12 protein-coding genes are annotated in these 18896 nt (G+C 70.7%); 10 read left to right on the top strand and 2 right to left on the bottom strand.

Annotated features, from left to right (window positions below):
* A partial coding sequence (locus D7Y13_RS21760; RefSeq protein WP_147452476.1) for an AMP-binding protein occupies nt 1-881 on the bottom strand: 881 nt, incomplete at its 3' end.
* A gap of 199 nt (nt 882-1080) precedes the next feature.
* Here D7Y13_RS21760 and D7Y13_RS21755 point away from each other — a divergent pair.
* From D7Y13_RS21755 to D7Y13_RS21735, 5 genes are all read left to right on the top strand, one after another.
* Nucleotides 1081-1863, top strand: coding sequence for an SDR family NAD(P)-dependent oxidoreductase (locus D7Y13_RS21755; RefSeq protein WP_120582676.1), 783 nt, complete (start codon nt 1081-1083; stop codon nt 1861-1863).
* 273 nt (nt 1864-2136) lie between these two features.
* Complete coding sequence (locus tag D7Y13_RS21750) at nt 2137-3183, top strand: hypothetical protein (protein WP_120582677.1); 1047 nt, start codon at nt 2137-2139, stop codon at nt 3181-3183.
* Between the two features lie 19 nt (nt 3184-3202).
* Complete coding sequence (locus tag D7Y13_RS21745; protein ID WP_120582702.1) at nt 3203-4345, top strand: tetratricopeptide repeat protein; 1143 nt, start codon at nt 3203-3205, stop codon at nt 4343-4345.
* A 24-nt stretch (nt 4346-4369) separates the two neighbouring features.
* Complete coding sequence (locus D7Y13_RS21740) at nt 4370-5698, top strand: AHH domain-containing protein (protein WP_120582703.1); 1329 nt, start codon at nt 4370-4372, stop codon at nt 5696-5698.
* A 14-nt stretch (nt 5699-5712) separates the two neighbouring features.
* Nucleotides 5713-6282 carry an imm11 family protein gene (locus tag D7Y13_RS21735; RefSeq protein WP_120582678.1) on the top strand — a complete coding sequence of 190 codons (570 nt, stop codon included), beginning with the start codon at nt 5713-5715 and terminating at the stop codon, nt 6280-6282.
* A gap of 47 nt (nt 6283-6329) precedes the next feature.
* Here D7Y13_RS21735 and lexA read toward each other — a convergent pair whose 3' ends face one another.
* Nucleotides 6330-6998: a transcriptional repressor LexA gene (lexA, locus tag D7Y13_RS21730; protein ID WP_120534689.1), complete on the bottom strand. Its 669-nt coding sequence runs from the start codon at nt 6996-6998 to the stop codon at nt 6330-6332.
* Nucleotides 6999-7193: 195 nt separating this feature from the next.
* Here lexA and D7Y13_RS21725 point away from each other — a divergent pair, with 195 nt between their 5' ends.
* The 5 genes from D7Y13_RS21725 to D7Y13_RS21705 all read left to right on the top strand — a co-directional run.
* Nucleotides 7194-10529, top strand: a complete 3336-nt coding sequence (locus D7Y13_RS21725) for a response regulator (protein WP_120582679.1) — start codon at nt 7194-7196, stop codon at nt 10527-10529.
* Nucleotides 10526-12361, top strand: coding sequence for a sensor histidine kinase (locus D7Y13_RS21720; protein WP_120582680.1), 1836 nt, complete (start codon nt 10526-10528; stop codon nt 12359-12361). The genes D7Y13_RS21725 and D7Y13_RS21720 overlap by 4 nt, the downstream gene beginning before the upstream one ends.
* A gap of 32 nt (nt 12362-12393) precedes the next feature.
* Complete coding sequence (locus D7Y13_RS21715) at nt 12394-13365, top strand: FecR family protein (RefSeq protein WP_120534692.1); 972 nt, start codon at nt 12394-12396, stop codon at nt 13363-13365.
* Between the two features lie 153 nt (nt 13366-13518).
* The gene (locus tag D7Y13_RS21710; protein WP_233595349.1) at nt 13519-15450 is read left to right on the top strand and encodes a hypothetical protein; all 1932 of its coding nucleotides are present in this window, start codon (nt 13519-13521) and stop codon (nt 15448-15450) included.
* Nucleotides 15447-18896, top strand: a 3450-nt coding sequence (locus tag D7Y13_RS21705) for a flagellar motor protein (RefSeq protein WP_208734480.1), incomplete at its 3' end; no start/stop codon positions are given. The genes D7Y13_RS21710 and D7Y13_RS21705, both read left to right, overlap by 4 nt.

Genomic DNA, 18896 nt, shown 5'->3' with positions numbered 1-18896 from the left:
TCCATGACCTGTGGCGGCAGCGACGCGGACGAGGAGCGGATGAAGCGCAAGCGGTGTGACTTCAGGCTCTCCGTGTTGCGGCGGGCGCGCTCCACCAGCGCCTGATGCATGGTGGGGACGGCGGTGTACCAGGTGGGGCGGGCCTCCTCGAACCAGGCGAAGAAGCGCAGGGCGTTGAAGCCCGGCGTGCACACCACGCGGCCCCCCGCGCCCAGGCTGGACAGCACCGCGGCCACGAGCCCGTGGATGTGGAACAGCGGCATGATGTTGAGGCAGGTGTCCTCGGGGCCCAAGCCCAGCAACGCGCCGATGTGCCGCGCGGAGGCAGTGAGGTTCGCGTGCGTCAGCGGGACCAGCTTCGGTCGCGCCGTCGTCCCCGACGTGTGCAGCACCAGCGCCACGTCCGATTCGTGGGCTTCCTCGGCGTGAGCGGCGGTGGCGGGGAAGGGATGTTCGCACTTCAGTGTGAAGTGTCCGGCGGGCTCGTCCGGGGTGGGGCTCAACTCGATGAGTGGGAGGTTGCGCTCCTTCGCCACCGCGCGGGCCGGGCTCTCCATTCCTTCGAGGATGAGGAGGGCCCGGGCCTGGAGGTCGTCCAGGTAGAAGGTGAACTCGTCCGCGCGGTAGGCGGGATTGAGGGGTGCGGTGGTGGCGGCGCTGGCGACGGCGATGAACGCGGCGGCCATCTCCGGCCCGTTGGGCAGCACCAGCGCGATGCGATCCCCAGCACCCAGTCCCCACGAATGCAGGCTGGCGCGGACCTGGGCGGTGAGCCCCCGCAGGGCGCCGTACGTCAGCCCTGGGCGTCCGGGGGCGCTGATCGCCACGTCCTCCGCGCGTCCTCGCGCGAGCAGTGCGGCCAGGGTGTTCGTTCGCTCCATGTCCGTGCGCCTCCCTGCTCCGGATAGGACCTGCGTCCTCGGGGTGCAACCGCTTCGTGTCTGCCTGCTCCCGTTTTCGGAAGGGGGCTCATAACCTGCGCCGTGGCGCGCTGGCTTCCCGTCGAGAGGCGGGGACGCGGACCGCCCCCCTGAAACCGGGGTGGGACGACCTGCTATATCGGCCCCGGGAGGCTTCACCATGTCGCGGAAAATCGCACTCATCACCGGCGCTTCGGCGGGACTCGGAGAGCAGTTCGCGGAGCGCTTCGCCCGGGATGGGCACGACGTCATCCTGGTGGCGCGCGGCGTGGCGAAGCTGGAAGCACTGGCCTCGCGGCTGGAGCTGGCGCACCGGGTGAAGGCTCACGTGATGCCGGCGGATCTGGGCCAGCCGGGGGCGCCCGAGCAGCTCTTCGCGCAGGTGCAGGCGCTGGGGCTCGCGGTGGAATTCCTCGTCAACAACGCGGGCTTCGGATCCTCCGGGCCGTTCCTCGAACAGGCGCTGGCCCGCGAGGCGGAGATGGTGGAGGTCAACTGCTCCGCGCTCCTGAAGCTGACGCACCTGTTCGCGCGGCCCATGAAGGAGCGGGGACACGGGCGCATCCTCAACATCGCGTCCACGGCGGGCTTCCAGCCAGGGCCGTACATGGCGACGTACTACGCGACGAAGGCCTTCGTGATGTCGTTCTCGGAAGCGCTCGCGTTCGAGCTGCAGGGCACGGGCGTGACGGTGACCTGTCACTGTCCAGGTGCCACGGCGACGGAGTTCGCCTCACGTGCGGGCAACACGGAATCGCGGCTGTTCAAGCGCCCGGGGGTGGCGACGTCCCAGGACGTGGTCGCGCATGCCTACACTGCGATGATGAAGGGCCGGGTGCTCTCCGTGCACGGCCTCCTCAACTGGATGGCGGCCTTCTCGCTCCGTTTCAGCCCTCGTGCCGCGGTGCGTTTCGTCACGGCGAAGCTGAACCAGCAGGCGTGAGGGCGCAGGACGGAGACGCTGGGCGTGGGCCAGGAGGAGGGTAGAGTGTCCAGCGTGTCACGCCCTTCCTGGCTCCTCCTCACTTCGTGCCTCGTGTCGCTGGCCACGTCCGCGCTCGCGCAGGACGGGACGGCTCCGGCCCCTCCTTCCTCGGCTGGGACGCAGGTGGACTCCGGTCCACCTGCCGGGCCTCCCGTGACACCCCCTCCGCCTCCTGGACTCGGGACGGGCCTGGTGGATGCTCCCTCGCCTGCTGCGCCTGGGACGGGACCGGTGCAACCCACCCCGGCATCCGTTCCCGAGGCGAGCCCCGCGGCTCCGGCCTCACCGGCGACTTCCCCGAAGGCTCCTGCCGAGGAGGCGAAGACCGCGCCGGCCATCGTGGCGGTGCTGCCGCTGGAGTCCAACGCGGCGGGGAAGGAAGCCGCGCCGGGCATCACCTCGCTCATCGCGAGCCGCCTCGCGGAGTCTTCGCGCCTGCGCGTGCTGTCCCAGCGCGACATCCAGACGATGCTCGACGCCGAGCGCCAGCGGCAGCTGCTGGGGGGCTCCACCTGTGAGGAGGATGACTGCCTCAAGGAGTTGTCCTCGGTCACGGGGGCCCGCTACATCCTCACGGGGCGGTTGGATCGCTTCGGGGGGCAGTACCTGCTCACCGCGAGCCTCGTGGACACGCGCGAGGGCCGCAGCCTCGCCCGGCCGCGCGCGGAGGCCTCCGACGATGATGCGCTGCTGCGCACCGCCGACGCCGTGTCCGACGAATTGCTGGCGGTGCTGTCATCGCTCGGGGCCCCTCTCAAGGGGCGTCCGTTGCTGGGCGGGGCGGTCGCGACCTCGCCGGGCGGTGGGCTCACGCTGGGGCTGCGCTTCAACAACAGCTTCATCGACAAGCTGTCCTCGTTGAACCCGGGCCTGGACCTGGAGGTGGGGTACTGGTTCCACCCGGAGTGGCAGGGCTTCCTCCAGGTGGGCTTCACGCTGGTGCGCACGAACGGCGACAGCGGCGAGGGCAAGCTCAACGTGCTGCCCAGCATCCTGGGCGCGCGGCACTACCACCGGCTGGACAAGTCCCTGCGGCCCTACTGGGGCTTCGGTCTGGGCGTGCAGTTGTCGTTCGGCGACTTCGGCATCTTCCAGAGCACGGGCCCGCTGCCGTCGGTCGTGGGCTTCGCCGGGTTGGAGTACCTGCTGGCGGGCCATGTCGGCTTCCAACTGGAACTGGGGACGAACATCGCGCAGGCCGTGCTGGGGCTCGCGCAGGATCGCGAAGGCGACGGCCTCAACCTCGACGTCAACGCTGGCATCGCGTACCACTTCTGAGTCTTCCGGAGCCTTGTCCATGTCCTCGCGTCTGCGTGCCCTGCCCCTCCTTGCGTTGCTGACCTCCGGTGCCTGCACCGAAACGCCGAAGCTCGATCCGAAGGACCAGGCGGAGGGGCTCTACATCCGGGGCAACTCCGAGTACCTCCAGGGCAACTTCGACGCCGCGCTCAAGTCCTTCGACGAGATGAAGGGCCTGATGCCGGCGGATCCGCGCCTGCCCGCCGCGAGGGGCGAGGTGCTGTTGTCGATGAGCCGGTTGGAGGAAGCGTCGAAGGAGTTCGAGGCCGCGCTGCGGTTGGAGCCCAAGCGCTCCACCAACTGGAGCCGGCTGGGTTTCATCCAGGCGCAGCTGGGCAAGGCGGACGAGGCCCGAAAGTCGCTGCAGAAGGCGCTGGAGCTGCATCCACGCGACTTCAACGCGCTGGAGCAGTTGGGCGAACTGGCGGAGGAGCGCGGCGACCATGACGACGCGGTGGCGCGGCTCACGCAGGCCGCGGAGGCCGCGCCGGACGCATCGAAGGCCGACCTGACGCTGCGCGCGGTGGAGATCCTGACGACGCAGGGGCGCCAGGAGGACGCGCTCGTGTTGCTGCGCAAGGCGACGGCGCAGGGGCTGAGTTCGCCGGAGCTGCTGACGGCGCTGGGAGACGCCGAGGTGCGCGCGGGCCGGCTGCCGGAAGCGGCCACGGCGTACCAGGAGGCCGCGAAGAAGTCGCCCAAGGATCCGACGCTGTGGGAGCTGGTGGGGGAGATCCAGCTCAAGCTCGGCAAGCGCGACGAGGCGCTGGCGGCCTACCGCGAGTCGTTGAAGGTGAAGGACCGCGCCATCGTCCACGTGGCGCTCGCGCGGGCGCATCTGGCGGCGGAGGACAAGGCGGCGGCGGAATGGGAGCTGCAGAAGGCGTTGGAGTCGGTGTCGGGTTCGGACGTGCGGGAGATGCAGGAGGTCGCGGGCCTGCTGACGACGCTGGGGCGCAAGCCCGACGCCCTGCGCATCCTGACGAGCCTGGGCTCGGAGCCGGGCCATGCGAAGGACGTGGAGTTGCAACTCGCCACGGCGCGGCTCGCTCGTGACTTGAAGGACACCGCCACGGTGCAGGCCGCATGTGCCCGGGTAGCGCTGGCTTCCACGGATGGTGGCGTGGCGAAGTGCCCGTAGGTGGGTGACAGCTTCGGGGGCCGCGTGACGCGTGGATGGCTTTGCGTGCTGCTGCCGTTCCTCTTGCTGGGCTGCGCGTCTGTCCGGGTCGTGAGTCTGGACACGGGCGCCGCGGCTCCCCTGGTCGTGACGCCCCGGGAGGAAGAAGCAGCTCCGCTGGAGGATGCGGAGCTTGACGATGACGAGTTCGAGGCGGCGGTCGCTTCGCTCGCCCGGGACGTGCGTCCGTTCGCGCATCCGCTGCGGGATGCCTGGTCGTTCTTCGAGGTTCCTGAACGCAGTGGGGTGTTCGGGTTCGAAGCGCGCACGCGGCGGATCGTCCCCTTGGGGGATGCGGAGACCCGCGAGCTGCACCTGTTGGATGATGCGTCGGCGGAGTTGACGCGCGCCTACGGCCGCTGGTGTGAGCGCAAGCAGCAGGGGCGGGATTGCCTGGCCCTGCTGGAGGAGGGACCGCTCCTGGGCAGCGATGGTCGATACGTCCTGGCGATGGCGCTCGCGATGTCTTCGGTGTGGGCGGAGACGGCGGAAGCCTTGCGGGGCATGGCGGATCCGCAAGCGGTGATGGCCACCGTGACCGCATCCATCACGATGTACCTGCTGCTGTGGTCATTGCCGGAGCCGGTGTCCAAGGGCGTGGCCGCGTTGATGACGGCCACGGCCATCGCCTACCTGGGCGTGGACACGGTGTGGCGGTTGTTGGACGGGTGGTTGACGCTGGTGAAGGTGGCGGACCGCGCGATGACGTTCGAGCAGTTGCGCGAAGCCGGTGAGGGGTACGGGAAGGTCCTGGGACAGAACGCCGCGCGGGTCTTCGTGATGCTGGCGACCGCCGCGCTGGGAAACACGGTGGGGCTTGCCACGAAGGCGTCCGCGTTGCCGGGCTCCGCGCAGGCTGCGCTCGCGGTGGAGGCCCAGGCGGGCTACGCGTACGCGGGCATCGGCGGTGTGCGGTCGGTGGCGATGACCCCGAATGGCTTCTCCATCGCGCTGGCGCCCAACGCGGTCGCCATGTCCACGCGGGGCGGGAGCCAGAAGCATCATCTGGCGACGATTCGCAACAGCACGTCAGCGTCGCGCGGGGGCCCGTGGACACCCCGGTTCCAGCGCATCTTCCGCAAGGCCGGGATGGAGTTGAAGGACCCGGAGAACATCGTCGAGGTTCCAGGACATCGCGGTCCCCATCCCCAGCGGTACCACCAACGCGTCTACGACCGATTGGAAGAAGCAACGCGCGGCTGTCGGAACGTCAATCAGTGCCGGGAGATGCTCGTCGCTGAACTCAGGAAGCTCGGCCAGGAAGCCTCGACGCAAGGCACTGGCCTCAACAAGCTGCTCACGCGAAGCGAGTGATTCCAGAGCAACCGATGCCACGGCGCTACTTTCGACTCCTCGATGATGTCTCCATCCCAGGGCGATGGGACCTGGGAACCCCTCAGGACGTGCAAGGCAATGAAGTGGATGACCCCTGGATGTTCAGGGAGGGGCGGACAGTCCATGTCGCAGAGCGCCTCCAGGTGCCTGTCGAGCATCCAGGAATACCTCTGGACTTCACGCTCGCGGGTTTCAGCACTCCGGTCGTCCGCGCACCTGTCGCCGCGGTCTTTTCAGCGCAGGCCGCTCAGGATGTTCAGTTCGTGCCCGTGGTAATCCCCGGGAATCCGGAGCCGTACTCCATCCTCGTCGCCAGCCGCCTCATCCGCTGCATTGATGACGCCGCATCTTCGGAGGTGATCCGCTGGACACCCGAGGATGGTCGGCCAGAGCGGGTGGGCCAATACCGCGATGTTGACGGAATGCGCATCGACCCAGGGCAGGTCGGGGATGCGCAGGTGTTCCGGACATGGGGCTGGTCCATCGCCCTCATTGTCTCCGAGGACCTGAAGCACGCGCTCGAACGCATCCATGCCACGGGCGTGCGCTTCACCGAGGTCTGACACCGCGCCCGGGCCCACGGAGCCCGGGCGGCATCCAGCAACGACCTCTACGTCCGACCGCCCTGGAGCTTGCGGTACACGCCCACGACCTGGCCCAGGATCATCGTGGAGCGGAAGTCCGTCCGGTTCACATAGATGGGCTGCATCGTCGCGTTCGCCGGCTGGAACCGGATGCGGTCCACCTCCGGGTAGTAGCGCTTCACCGTGGCCTCGTCCTCGATGAGCGCCACGACGATCTCCCCGGGCTGCGCCGACGGCGTCTTCTTCACGAACAGGTAGTCCCCGTCGTGGATGCCATCGTCGATCATCGACTGACCCTTCACCCGGAGCGCGAACACCTCACGGCCGTTCACCCCACCCAGCAGGAAGCTGTCGATCTTGACCGAGTCCTCCATGTTCTCCTGCGCGAGCGCCGGCAGACCCGCCGCCACCTTGCCCAGCAGCGGGATTTCAATCATCCCCGAGTCCCGGCTCTTCATCCCCAGGCCCAGCAGCAGCCGCGCCCGCTTGGTCGGCACCAGCGACCGGCTCTGCTGCTCGCCCCGGGTCAGGTAGCCCTTGCGCTCCAGGGCCTTCAGGTGGTCGTTCACCCCGTTGGTCGAGCGGATGTCCATGTGCTCCCCAATCTCCCGGATGGTCGGGGGGAAGCCTCGGTTCTCCGTCTCCTTCACGATGAAGGTCAGGATCTCGCGCTGGCGCTCCGTGAGTTCTTCCATGGCCGCACTCCTTCGCTCGCTTGCCCGTCTGCTTGAGCCGACCGGGCAACAGAATTTCAGTACCCCATGCTCCCTGAACATACGTGTAGAGTCAATCCGTTCAGTGCCCCCACCCATACCGTGTGTGCTGACGGAGGCCCGTCTTTCTCGCAACTTGAGGAGGCGCGTTGATCTCGGCGTACACTTGGCGCTGCCGTGTCCGACCTCCGCCACACGCTGCTCTTCGTCGACGACGAGGCTGACGTCCTCGACATCCTCAGCCGGATGTTCCAGCGGCGTTACCGCGTCCTCACGGCGCCTACCGGCCGCGCAGCCCTGGAAATCCTGCGCACCGAGTCCGTGGACGTCCTGGTCACCGACCAGCGCATGCCGGAGATGACGGGCATCGAGCTCGTCACCGCCGCGCGCGCCGAAGGTCTGGACGTCACCACGCTGCTGCTGACCGCCTACACCGACCCCCAGGACATCATCGCGGCCATCAACCAGGGGCAGGTGTACCGCTACGTCACCAAGCCCTGGGACGTGAACGACCTGCTCATCACCGTGAAGAACGCGGTGGAGTACTCGCAGCTCAAGAAGGACAAGGAGCGGCTGATCCGCCAGCTCCACCAGCGGGTGGAGGCCCTCTTCGTCCTCTACGAGGTCAGCCGCGCCAGCGCCAACGACCCGGCCAGCTACGACGCCATCATCGACCGCGTGCTCACCGCCGTGGCCCGCGTGCTGCCCTACGACTGCGGCGCCGCCCTCATCGCGCCGGAGGGCTCGCGCGGCGCCACGCTGCGCCTGCGGTGCGTGGGCACCGTGGGCGAACAGGCCCTGCTGGGCGTCAAGGAGTCCATGCTCGGCGCGTACCGCAAGAGCAGTGGCCTTGCGCTGCCCGAGGACCGGGTCATCACCCGCGTCACCGGCACCACCACCCAGGACGCGGCCTCGCCCGTCGTCTACCCCAACCAGCTCACGGTGAACCTCACCGCCGCGGGCAAGCCCGTGGGCATGCTGTCGCTGTTCTCCCACCGCGCGGACGCGTTCACCGAGGACGACGGCCTGCTGCTGGATGTGCTCGCCAACCAGACGGCGGACGCCATCCAGTCGCTGCGCTCGGCGGAGGAGGAGGCCCGTCACCGCATGGAGCGCATGGTCGCGTCCATGGCGGACGGCGTGGTGCTCACCGACGAGAAGAACGACATCGTGGTGATGAACCCCGCCGCGCGCCGCCTCCTGCGCGCGGGCGAGGAAGGGCAGGGCAACTCCAGCCGCCTCCTGGAGGACCGCCTGGGCTTCCAGCCGTTCCAACTGGTGCGCAACCTGGAGTACAGCGGCCACCAGATTTTGCGCGAGGACGTGAAGCTCTTCGACCGCACGGTGCAGACCACCGTGACGCCCGTGAACGACGCGCGCGGCACGCTGCGCGGTGTGTGCGTGGTGCTGCGCGACATCACCGACCAGAAGCGGCTGGAGGAGCGCAAGGACGCGTTCGTCTCCATGGTGAGCCACGAGCTGCGCACGCCGCTCACCTCCATCACCGGGGCGTTGGACCTGGTGCTCAACCGGATGGCGGGGGACATCAACGAGCGGCAGCACCGCTACCTGTCGCTGGCCAAGGACTCCGCCGAGAAGCTCAACAGCATCGTCGACGACCTGCTGGACCTGTCGAAGTTCGCGCAGGGCCGGCTGCGGATGAGCTTCGAGCGCATCTACCTGGAGGAGCTGGTCCAGCGCGTGGTGGAGAAGTACGGGCCCGCCTTCGCGGAGCGCCGCGTGCGCGTGGTGCCGCTGCTGCCCCAGCACCCGCTGCGCGCCATGTTGGATCCCAACCGCGTGAACCAGGTGCTCAACAACCTGCTCAACAACGCGGTGAAGTTCACGCCCGAAGGCGGCGAGGTGCGCGTGGAGCTGCGCGCCACCTCCAGCCTGCCCGGCTACGTGGTGCTGTCGTGCTGGAACAGCGGCGACCCCATCGCCGAGGACAGCCTGGAGCGCATCTTCGACCGCTTCGAGCAGGCCCGCACGCAGGCCAACCGCACCGTGCGCGGCACAGGCCTGGGGCTGGCCATCTGCCGCAACATCGTGGAGGCCCACGGCGGCCGCATCTGGTGCGAGCCGTCCTACGACGGCGTGCGCTTCATCGCCGTGCTGCCCACGGAGCCGCCGCAGGAGGTGCTGTCGCAGGAGGGCGTGGAGATGCAGCCCTCGCCACAGCCCGTGCGCCCGGAGTCGCGCGGCAAGCTGCTCATCATCGAGGGTGAGCCCGAGGTGGGCCACATCATGAAGGCGCTCCTGGGCGGCCGGGGCTACCGGGTGCGGCTGGCGGCGTCCGCGGAAGAGGGCCTGAGCGCCGCGCGCAACATGCACCCGGACGTGCTGCTCGTGTCGGTGCGCCTGCCGGACGTGGACGGCCTGCGGCTGGCGGAGATCCTCCGGCATGATCCGGAGACGCGCCGCGCGCCGCTGCTGCTCACCTCCGCGTTCGACGAGCGCCAGCGCGCCTTCCGCGCTGGCGCGGACGCGTTCCTCGTGCGGCCGCTGGCGGGGGACAAGCTGCTGGCCACGGTGGACTCGCTGTCGCGGGGCCGCGCCGGCGCCCAGCACGGCCGCGTGCTGGTGGTGGACGACGACGCGAAGATCGCCTCCGTGTGCCGTGAAGTGCTGGAGGGCATGGGCTTCGAGGTGGGCGTCGCGCACAGCATCGAGGAGGGCCGCCGCTCCCTGCGCGAGCGCCGCCCGGACGCGGTGCTGCTGGAGGTGTCGCTGCCGGATGGTGACGGGTTCGCGTTCCTGGAGGAGATCAAGGCCGAGCGCGCCAGCGGCCACATCTCCGTCATCTTCATCTCCGCGCGCACGGAGACGTCCTCCAAGGTGCGCGCGCTGAAGCTGGGCGGGGACGACTACATCACCAAGCCCTTCGACGCGCTGGAGCTGGGCGCGCGCGTGGAGAGCCTGCTGCGGCGCAAGGAGCAGGAGCTGTCCTCGTCGCCCACCACGCAGCTGCCGGGCTCCACCGCCATCGAGCGCGAGGTGCAGCGGCGGCTGTCCGCGCGCATGCCGTTCGCGTTCTGCTACCTGGACCTGGACAACCTCAAGGCCTACAACGACTACTACGGCTTCGCGAAGGCGGACGGCGTGGTGCGCCAGACGGGCGACCTGATGCGGGAGATCTTCCAGCAGGAAGGCGCCGTCGGGGACTTCCTGGGCCACGTGGCGGGCGACGACTTCGTCTTCATCACCTCCACGGAGTCGGTGGACCGCGTGTGCCAGCGGGCCATCGAGGCCTTCGACCGGATCATCCCGCTCTACTACGACCGGCAGGACCGGGAGCGCGGCCACATCGAGGCGGAGGATCGCTTCGGGGAGAAGCGCCACTTCCCCATCATGAGCGTCTCCGTGGTCGCGGTGATGACCGACGGCGTCGCGCATGACCATGCGGAGCTGGCGCGCCGGGCCGCGGACATGAAGAAGAAGGCCAAGGCCATCCCGGGCTCCGTCTTCCTGCGCAGCGACGTGGAGCGCGTGGTGCGGTCCATCACGGGATGAGGCTCTACCAGCAGCTCATCCTCTTCATGCTCGCGGCCACGGTGCTGCCCCTGGCCGCCGTGGGCTTCCTGCTGCTGTCGCGCGCGGAGGCGGAGGTCGCCTCGCACATCGATGCGCAGCAGCGCGCGCTCGCGTCCGCCACCGCCGAGGCCGTGGGCACGAGCCTGATGGAGGTCGTCAACGGACTGGCCCGCTCCGCCGAACTCATCGACTGGGAGCGCGCCACCCCCGACGAGGTCCGCGGGGGACTTGCGCTCCTGTACGGCCAGTCACCGACGGTGAGCGCCGTGCTGGAGCTGGACGCCCGGGGCCAGCCGGTGGGACCGCCGGTGTACCAGCAGCGGTCGGGTCATCCCGAATTCTCCGAGGCGGGGCTGGAGCCGCTGGTGCACGCGGTGCCGGTGGAGTCGCTGCTCTCGGGAGGCAAGGGGCAGGCCGCCCTGGGCAGCGCCTACCGGCACGCGGCCAGTGGCCATTCTGCGATGGGCGTGGCGGTGAAGCTGGCGGACGGAGCGGAGGCGCCCTACGCGATCGCGGAGGTCGTCCTGCTCGAAGTGGAGGCGCTGTTGGAGCGGCGCGCGGGCCAGGGGTTGACCCGGCTGGAGGTGGTGGACGGGCAGGGCCGGGTGCTGGCCAGCTCCCAGCCCGAGCGCGACCTGAAGCCCCTGGAGCCGGAGCTGGTGGCGGCATTGGGGCCCACGCGGGGCCAGGACGGCGTGCGCAGCTTCCAGGTGACGAACCCCGCGCGCCGGATGAGCGTGGCCCGGGTGCCCGAGGTGCCGGGCCTGGAAGTCGTCGTGACGGTGGACGACGCCCTGGCCCTGGCGCCCGTGCGGCAGTTGCGCCGCACGGTGCTGGTGTCCGTCGCGGGAGCGCTGGGCGTGCTGCTCGTCCTGGGCGGGCTCTTCACCCGCCGCGTCAACCGCCGGCTCGCGGAGGTGATGCGGGGCGCGGAGGCCTACGGACGCGGCGAGCTGGAGCGCCGCGTTCAGGTGGAGGGGCAGGACGAATTGAGCGAGCTGGGGTCCACCTTCAACCGCATGGGCGAGGAGCTGGAGGCGGCGCGCGCACGGATGCTGCGCTGGAACGACGACCTGCGCGCCCGGGTGGATGAAGCCACCGCGGACCTGCGGGCCGCGCAGGCGCAACTGGTGGAGGCGCAGAAGCTGGCGGCGGTGGGCCAGTTGGGCGCGGGCGTGGCGCACGAAATCAACAACCCGCTGGCCGGCATCCTCGGCAACGTGCAACTGCTGCTGTTGGACCGGGCCAGTGACGACACGGACTTCGAAACGCTGCGCAAGATTGAGCAGAGCGCCAAGCGCTGCAAGGACATCACCCAGAACCTGCTGCGCTTCTCCCAGCAGCGCGAGCGCCCGGACCTGCGGCCCGTGGACTTGAACGCCGTGGTGCGCGACGCGCTGAGCCTCACGGAGAACCAGACGCGCGGCGAGGGCATCGACCTGGTGACGGAGCTGAGTCCGCAGATGCCCCGCGTGAAGGCGGACCCCGGACACCTGTCCCAGGTGGTGCTGGCGCTCCTGTCCAACGCGCGCACCGCGATGATCAAGACGCCAGTGAAGCGGCTGGCCCTGCGCACCGGCGAGCGCGACGGCATGTGCATCCTGGAGGTGGAGGACACCGGCAAGGGCATCGCGGAGAACATCCGGCCGCGCATCTTCGAGCCCTTCTTCACCACCAAGGACGTGTGGTCCAACGTGGGGCTGGGCCTGAGCGTCGCGTGGCGCATCATCACGGAGGCCGGAGGGACCCTGGAGGTCCGCTCGGAGGCAGGGCAGGGGGCCCGCTTCACCATCGTGCTGCCCCGGGCGTGAGGGGGGCCGCTGTGCTAGGCAGGGGCCAACGCATGGCTGCTTCCACCTCCCGCTCGCGACAGGTGCCGTTCCTCGTCGGCATCCTCCTCATCCTCGCCGCGCTGCCGGTGGGCTGGTTCGTCTTCCTCCGGGAGCCCCCCGCGCCGCCGCCGCCGCCGCCCACGGAGCGCGTGCCCGTTGCGCCCGAGCCCGTCAAGGAGAAGCGCGTGGAACTGGAGCTGGCCTCCGTGGAGGGCACCGTGGAGGTGCAGCGTGGCGGCAACGGTGCGTGGGCAGCCGCCACGAAGGGAATGGCGCTGGGCGATAAGGATGCGGTGCGCACGCGCGATGGCTCCTACGCCGTGCTGGTGAATGGCGAGACCTTCGAGGTTCGTATGAACCCCGGCACCGCGGTGTCCGTGCAGGAGCTGACGACGTCCGTGTCGCGGATGATGATCGACAACGGCTCGGCCACCGCTGTCGTGCGGGGCGGCAAGCGCCACAGCTTCGAGCTGTCCGCGAAGGACAGCGACGCGAAGGCGACCACCGGAGACGGTACCTTCACCATGAGCAACAACGGTGCGGGCACGGTGCGCGTGGACACGAGCCAGGGCGAGGTGAAGCTCCACGGCAAGGAAGACAAGTTCGTCATCGTCCGCAAGGGGCAGCAGTCCATCGTCCGCAAGGGACAGGCTCCTTCCGACCCCACCCCCGTCCCGACGAGCATCCTCCTGAAGGTGAGCTTCCCCACGAAGCCGCAGAACAAGCGCGAGCTCGTCATCACCGGTCAGACGGATCCCGGCAATCAGGTGGAAGTCAACGGCGTCATGGTGAGCGCGGACGAGAAGGGGAACTTCGCGAGCCCGGTGGCCCTCAAGGAAGGCGACAACAACGTGCAGGTGCGCGCCCTTGGGGTGGGGGGGCTGGTCGGAAAAGACGAGGCCAAGGTGGTCGTGAAGACGAAAGGGCCGGTGATAAAGATCCCTCCGCCGGATTGGAAGACCACGGGGGGCGCCTCGCCCTGATCCGTCACCCGGGCCATCAGGTCCCGCGGTGCACGCCTGACCTGGAGGGTCGCGCCGCCCGGGCCGGGGGCTTCGGGGCCGGAGGGACCGCCCCTTCCGGCGGGATGCGGCAGCAAAGAGGTGCAGTCCCGACGGTGGGCCTTGTAGAGTCGGGTGGCCCTGGAACGTCTGATCCCCGCCCTGTTGTTGGTGTGTGCCCCGGTCTGGGCGGCTTCGCTGGAGCTGCTCGGACCGGACGCGTCCGTGCCGCCGGAAGGCTTCACGGTGGCGGTGGTGCGTCGGGACGCGAAGGGCGCGCCGGTGACGTTTGCCCCGCCCACGGTGACGGCGGAGGGCGCGGAGGTGCGGCCCGGTCCGGAGGTGTCCCCGCTGCGCACCTTCGTCGTGGTGCCGAGGGCCCAGGTGCGCGAGGTGGTGGTTCGCGTGAAGGGCGACGCGGACGAGGTCCAGGCACGTTACGCCGTGGGGCCGCCCGCCAGCCGCATGGAGCTGTCGCTGGAGCCCGCCCAGCCGGTGAAGGGACGCGACACGGAAGCGACCCTCACCGTGCGGCGCCTGCTGCCGGACGGCGCCCCGGATGACAGCGGTGCGCCGCCGGTGCTCCGCGCGAGCACCGGCCAGGTGGAAGGGCTGAAGCACACGGGCCCTGGCACCTACGTGGCCCGCTACGTGTTGCCGTCGACGCGCCAGCCCGAGGCGGCCATCCTGGTGGCGCTGTCCGCGTGGCCGCATCCGCAGTCGGTGCACGGCGCCTATGGGCGGCTGCTGGTGCCGCTGGCGACGTCGCTGGCCCTGCCCGGGGTGAGCGAGGCCGGGGCGATGGTGTCCCTGGAGGTCGCGGGCAAGCGCTTCGGGCCTGTACACGCGGGCCCGGACGGACGTTTCGTGCTGCCGCTGATCGTCCCCCCCGGCCATTCCCTGGCCCGGGGCGAGGCGGAGGACAGCGCGGGCAACGTGGAGCGCATCACCATCGACCTCCAGTTGCCGCCGACGGATGGACTGGCGTGCGTGCTCAACCCGCAGCGGCTGCCCGCGGATGGCGTGTCGCAGGCCCGGCTCTTGTGCGCCACGAGCGATCCGAAGGGGGCGCCGGTGGCGGACGCGCGCGTCACCGTGAAGGCGAAGCACGGGCGGTTGGAGGGACCGAAGCGCGACGCGGACGGGATGCTGGAGTGGCGCTACACCGCGCCGCGCGTGCTCGCATCGGACGAGCGCATCGAAGCGGCGTGGCCGCAGCGCGGTCCCGGGTCGCGCGAGTCGCTGCCGATGCAACTGGTGCAGGGGCCCGTGCGGGACGTGACGGCGTCCCTGGCCGAACCGCTGGTGCACCGGGGGACGGAGGGAAAGGTGGTGGTGGTGGCCCGCGACGCTTCGGGTCAGCCGCGCGCGGAGGCGAAGGTGGAGATCTCCACGCCCGCGGGGACGGTGGGCCCGGCGGTGGAGGCGCCGCCGGGGACGTTCACCGCGCCGTGGCGCGTGCCGCCGGAAGCGGCCGAAGGTCCCACGGAGCTGTCCGTGCATGCGTTCGGGCCTCCAGGTTCGGAGCCCGCGCGGCTCGCGGTGTGGCGACAGGGCCAGCAGTTGGTGGCGGGGGTGGTGGACCTCGCGGGCCTTCCGGTGCCCCGGCAGCCGCTGCGGGTGGCCGGCGTGGCGAAGACGACGGGGGAGGACGGCACGGTGGTGCTGGGGCCTCTCCAGGCCGGTGCGGTGCGCGTGTCGCACGGCGTGTGGCAGGGGCTCGATGTCACGGTGCACGTGCTGGGTGGCGACGGACCGGTGTTCCCGGAACAGGCGCCGCTGGTGCCCGGGCCCGTGGTGCTGCGCGCGAACGTGGGGCCGTCGCTGCCGGTCAACGTGCGGGTGCGCGTGGAGGGCTCGCGCGTGACGTGCTGGGTGGAGGACTCGCGGGGCGTGGTGCTGGTGGACCGGCCGGTGCACGTCGCCCTGTCCGAAGGCGAGCGCGGTGACGAGTCGGTGCGCGATGGGCTCACGCGCTTCACGGTGCGTGGCGCGAAGGGACCCGTGAGCGTGTCCGTGGCGGACGTGCGCACGGGCGTGACGGCCATCGAAGAGGTGCGGCCTTGAGGTGCGCCTGTCCGGCATCGGGCCAGACGTCCGTGCCCGGATGCGCGGGTGCATGTCCGAGGGGCGCATCCGCCGCCTTCGCGCACTTCGTCGCGTGGGGCCTCGTCTTCGCCGTGCTCCTGCTGTCACCCGGAGCTTTCGCCCAGTCGCTGGACCTGCCCGCCCAGGCTTCGACGATCGCGGGTCGCGTCTGCCAGGACGTGGACGGCGATGGGCTCTGTGGTCCCGACGAGCCGGGGCTCGCCAACGTGCGGCTGGTGCTGACCACCGGCCGCGAGGTGCGCACCGACGCCTCCGGGCGCTACCACCTCACCGGCGTGGACTCACGCCTGCCGGACGTGACCGACGGACTCCACCTGCGCCCCGGCCGTCACCTGTTGAAGGTGGATCCTCGCAGCCTGCCGCCGGCCAGTCAGGTGTTCCCGAAGGCCGCGACCGTGGAGGTCTCCTGGGGCGCCGTCGTCCTCCAGGACTTCACCCTCCGCCTGCCTCTCGCGCCTCCTCCCGCGCAGGCCGCGACCGTGCCCGCGAGGCCTCCCGAGGCGCGGGTCGCTCCCGAGGGCATCCGCTTCCTCCTCACCGGTCAGGCCGCCGCTGGTGAGCGGGTTCGCGTGGCCGACGTGGACGCAACCGTGGACGGCTCGGGCGCGTGGCAGGTGATGGTGCCGCTGCAGCCCGGGCTGAACGTCGTCTCCGTCACCACCGCTTCGCCGCGTGGAGAGGTGGGCATCTTCCAGCACCTCTTCGACGTGGTCCGGCGCGGGGAGCGCGGGTGGCTCGTCATTCCCCGCGAGGTGACGCGCGTGGCCTCCGTGAAGGGCCTTTCGTCCGATGCAACGCCGCTGCCCACCGGTGACACGCGCGTGTGGCTGGAGGCGCTTCCCGGCACCAATGTGACCTCCACCGAGACCGAAACCACGGTGGGGCCCGACGGTCGCGCGGGCCTCGGCATGCGGCTTGTGACGGGGCGCAACCTCGTGCCCCTCTCCTTGCGTCCTCCAGGGCGTCCCCAAAGCACCGTGACCTTGGTGATCGAAGCGCGCGCCCAGCCCTTCGCCGTGGGACTGCTCGACGTGGAGGCCAGCATCGCGCCCGCGGGTGGTGGCTTCCGGCTGCGGGGGCGTGGCTCGGTCCATGGCGAGGCGCAGGTGGGGCCTGTGCAGGTGGTGGGTGAACTGGACCTGCGGGACACGGACCTGCGCCAGTTGAGCGACGCACCCCTCGTGGACTGGCTGCGTCCCCGTCAGCCCGAACGCTTTGACCGCTGGCGCGATCCCGATCTCGTTCCGGCGGAGTGGGGGGATGCCTCGCTGTCCCTGACCCCCAACCCCGCGGGCGGGCGCCTGCGCGTGGAGGCCCGGCACGAGCAATATGGCCGCGCCGGCTTCGGCACCTACCGCGCGCTCCTGCAGGATCGGGAGGTGGGCCGCTATCACCGCCCCCTCTTCGGGCCGTACGCCGAGGTTGAGAAGCACCTGGGCGAGCTGAGCGTGGGCGTGGACGCGTTCGCGGGAGGGCTCGTGGATCCGACGCGCGGCCTGGCCGCGATTCCCGCGCACGAGGAGCTGCGGGCCACGGGCGGCAGCCTCTACTACCTCGGCGGCAGCACCGTGGCGGAAGGGTCGGAGCTGATCCGCGTGGAGGTGCGCGACGGCGTCACCGGCCTGCCCCTGGGCGAGCGGCACCTGATCCGCGGCCGTGACTACGACATCGACTACCTCGCGGGCCGCATCCTGCTCGCGCGTCCCCTGTCGATGCTCACGGGGTCTTCGCTGCTGCGCACGGATGCGCTCACCGAGGCGCCCGAGCCGGTCCTCGTCGTGGACTACGCCGTGCTGCGCTCGGGGGATCCTCGCGACACGGTGGGCGGCGAGGCCTGGGCGCGCTGGCGCGACTCCTCCGTGGGTTTGTCCGCCGTGCGCGAACGTCGTCAGGGTGCACCGTTCCAACTGCTGTCCGGACGCGGGAAGACGCGACTGGGGCCCTATGCGTTGATCGCCGAGGCCGCGACCAGCCGGGGCCTCGCGATGGGGTCCGATGTCTTCGGTGTTTCGGACGACGGAGGCCTGAGCTTCCTCCGTCCCGTCGGCACCCAGGACGACCATGGCGGCGCCGTGGGCCTGCGACTGAGCGGGCCCTCGCCCTTTCTCCCTGGCGGTTCCGTCGACGCCGCGTGGCGCGAGCGTTCGAAGGGGTTCTCCGACGGCGCCCACCAGGAGGCCGCGCGGTTCCGGCAGCTCTCGTTGCGCGCCACGCAGCCGGTGGGACCCCTGGGCTTCACGCTCCTGGGCGACGAGCGACGGTCAGCGGATCCGCGCCTGCCCTTCCAGGACGTCCCCTTCGCCGCGCGAACGCTGGCGGCCTCCGTGGGCTATCAGGACGACGGCCCCTGGGGCGTGCGCCTGGAGGTCCGCGATGGGTGGCTGCGCGCCAGCGAGGTGGCCGGCAGCGGCGACGTCCTTGAAGGAGGTCGCACCTCCGCGGGCGTGGCGGGGCACTACTCCGTGGCCCCGGGCGTGGTGGTGTCCGCGGGTCACCGGCAGCGGCTGTTCGAGCGTGGCGGGGGGCCGGGCCGCTTCGACGACACCTTCACCTCCGCGGGCGTGGAGGTGCAGTGGAGCGAGGATGCCGCGGTGGGCGTGAAGGGCGGCTGGGGGCCCCAACTGGGCCCGCAGGCGTGGCTGGATGCGCGGATGCGGCGCGGCCGCGAGGAGTACTACGGCGGCTATTCCGTGGACGTGGACGGGCCGGACTTCGGCGCGGGGCGCGCGGTGACGGGGGCCCGCACGGAGGTGGGGGACGGCACCACGGTGTTCGTGGAGGACGTGAGCGCGCATGACGCCACGGCGATGCGGCTCGCGCGCGCGGTGGGCTTCCAGCATGCGGTGCTCAACGGCTTCAGCGTGGGCGCGCGCTACGAGCGCGGCGTGCGCCACCCGCTGGACATCGACGGCGACCTGACGCGCGATGTGGCCAGCGTCTCCGCGCAGTGGCTGCGCGAGCGCGTCCGCGCGGACGTGCGCGCGGAGGTGCGCCACGAAGAGGGCATTCCCGCGCGCGGCGTCGGCAGTCCCAACCAGCCTGGGCCGGCGCCGGTGGACCGCACCCAGGTGGTGCTGGCGCTGGCCGCCGAGGCCCTGCTTGTGCGCGACGTGACGGCCTCCGGACGGCTGGACTTCGCGCACACCGCGGGCCAGGACGGGCTGGAGGCGCGGTTCGCGGAGGGCTTCGCGGCGCTCGCCTGGCGGCCGGGCCCCTGGCTGGTGGTGGCGCGCTATGGACTCACGCGGGAGCTGTCTCCCGGCGTCCGTTCGGCCTTTGGCGACCGGATGCTCCAGACGCTGTCGCTGATGCCGGCGGTGCGGGTGGGCGACCGGCTGTCGGTGGCGGCGGGACTGCATGCCGGGCGCTCCAGCCTGGGGGACTCGGCCCGGTGGGTGTGGACG

Origin of the sequence: Corallococcus praedator (assembly GCF_003612125.1) — a bacterium.
Lineage (GTDB): Bacteria > Myxococcota > Myxococcia > Myxococcales > Myxococcaceae > Corallococcus > Corallococcus praedator.
Note: the sequence above shows the minus strand (reverse complement) of the source record. Positions and strands in the feature narration are given on the sequence as shown.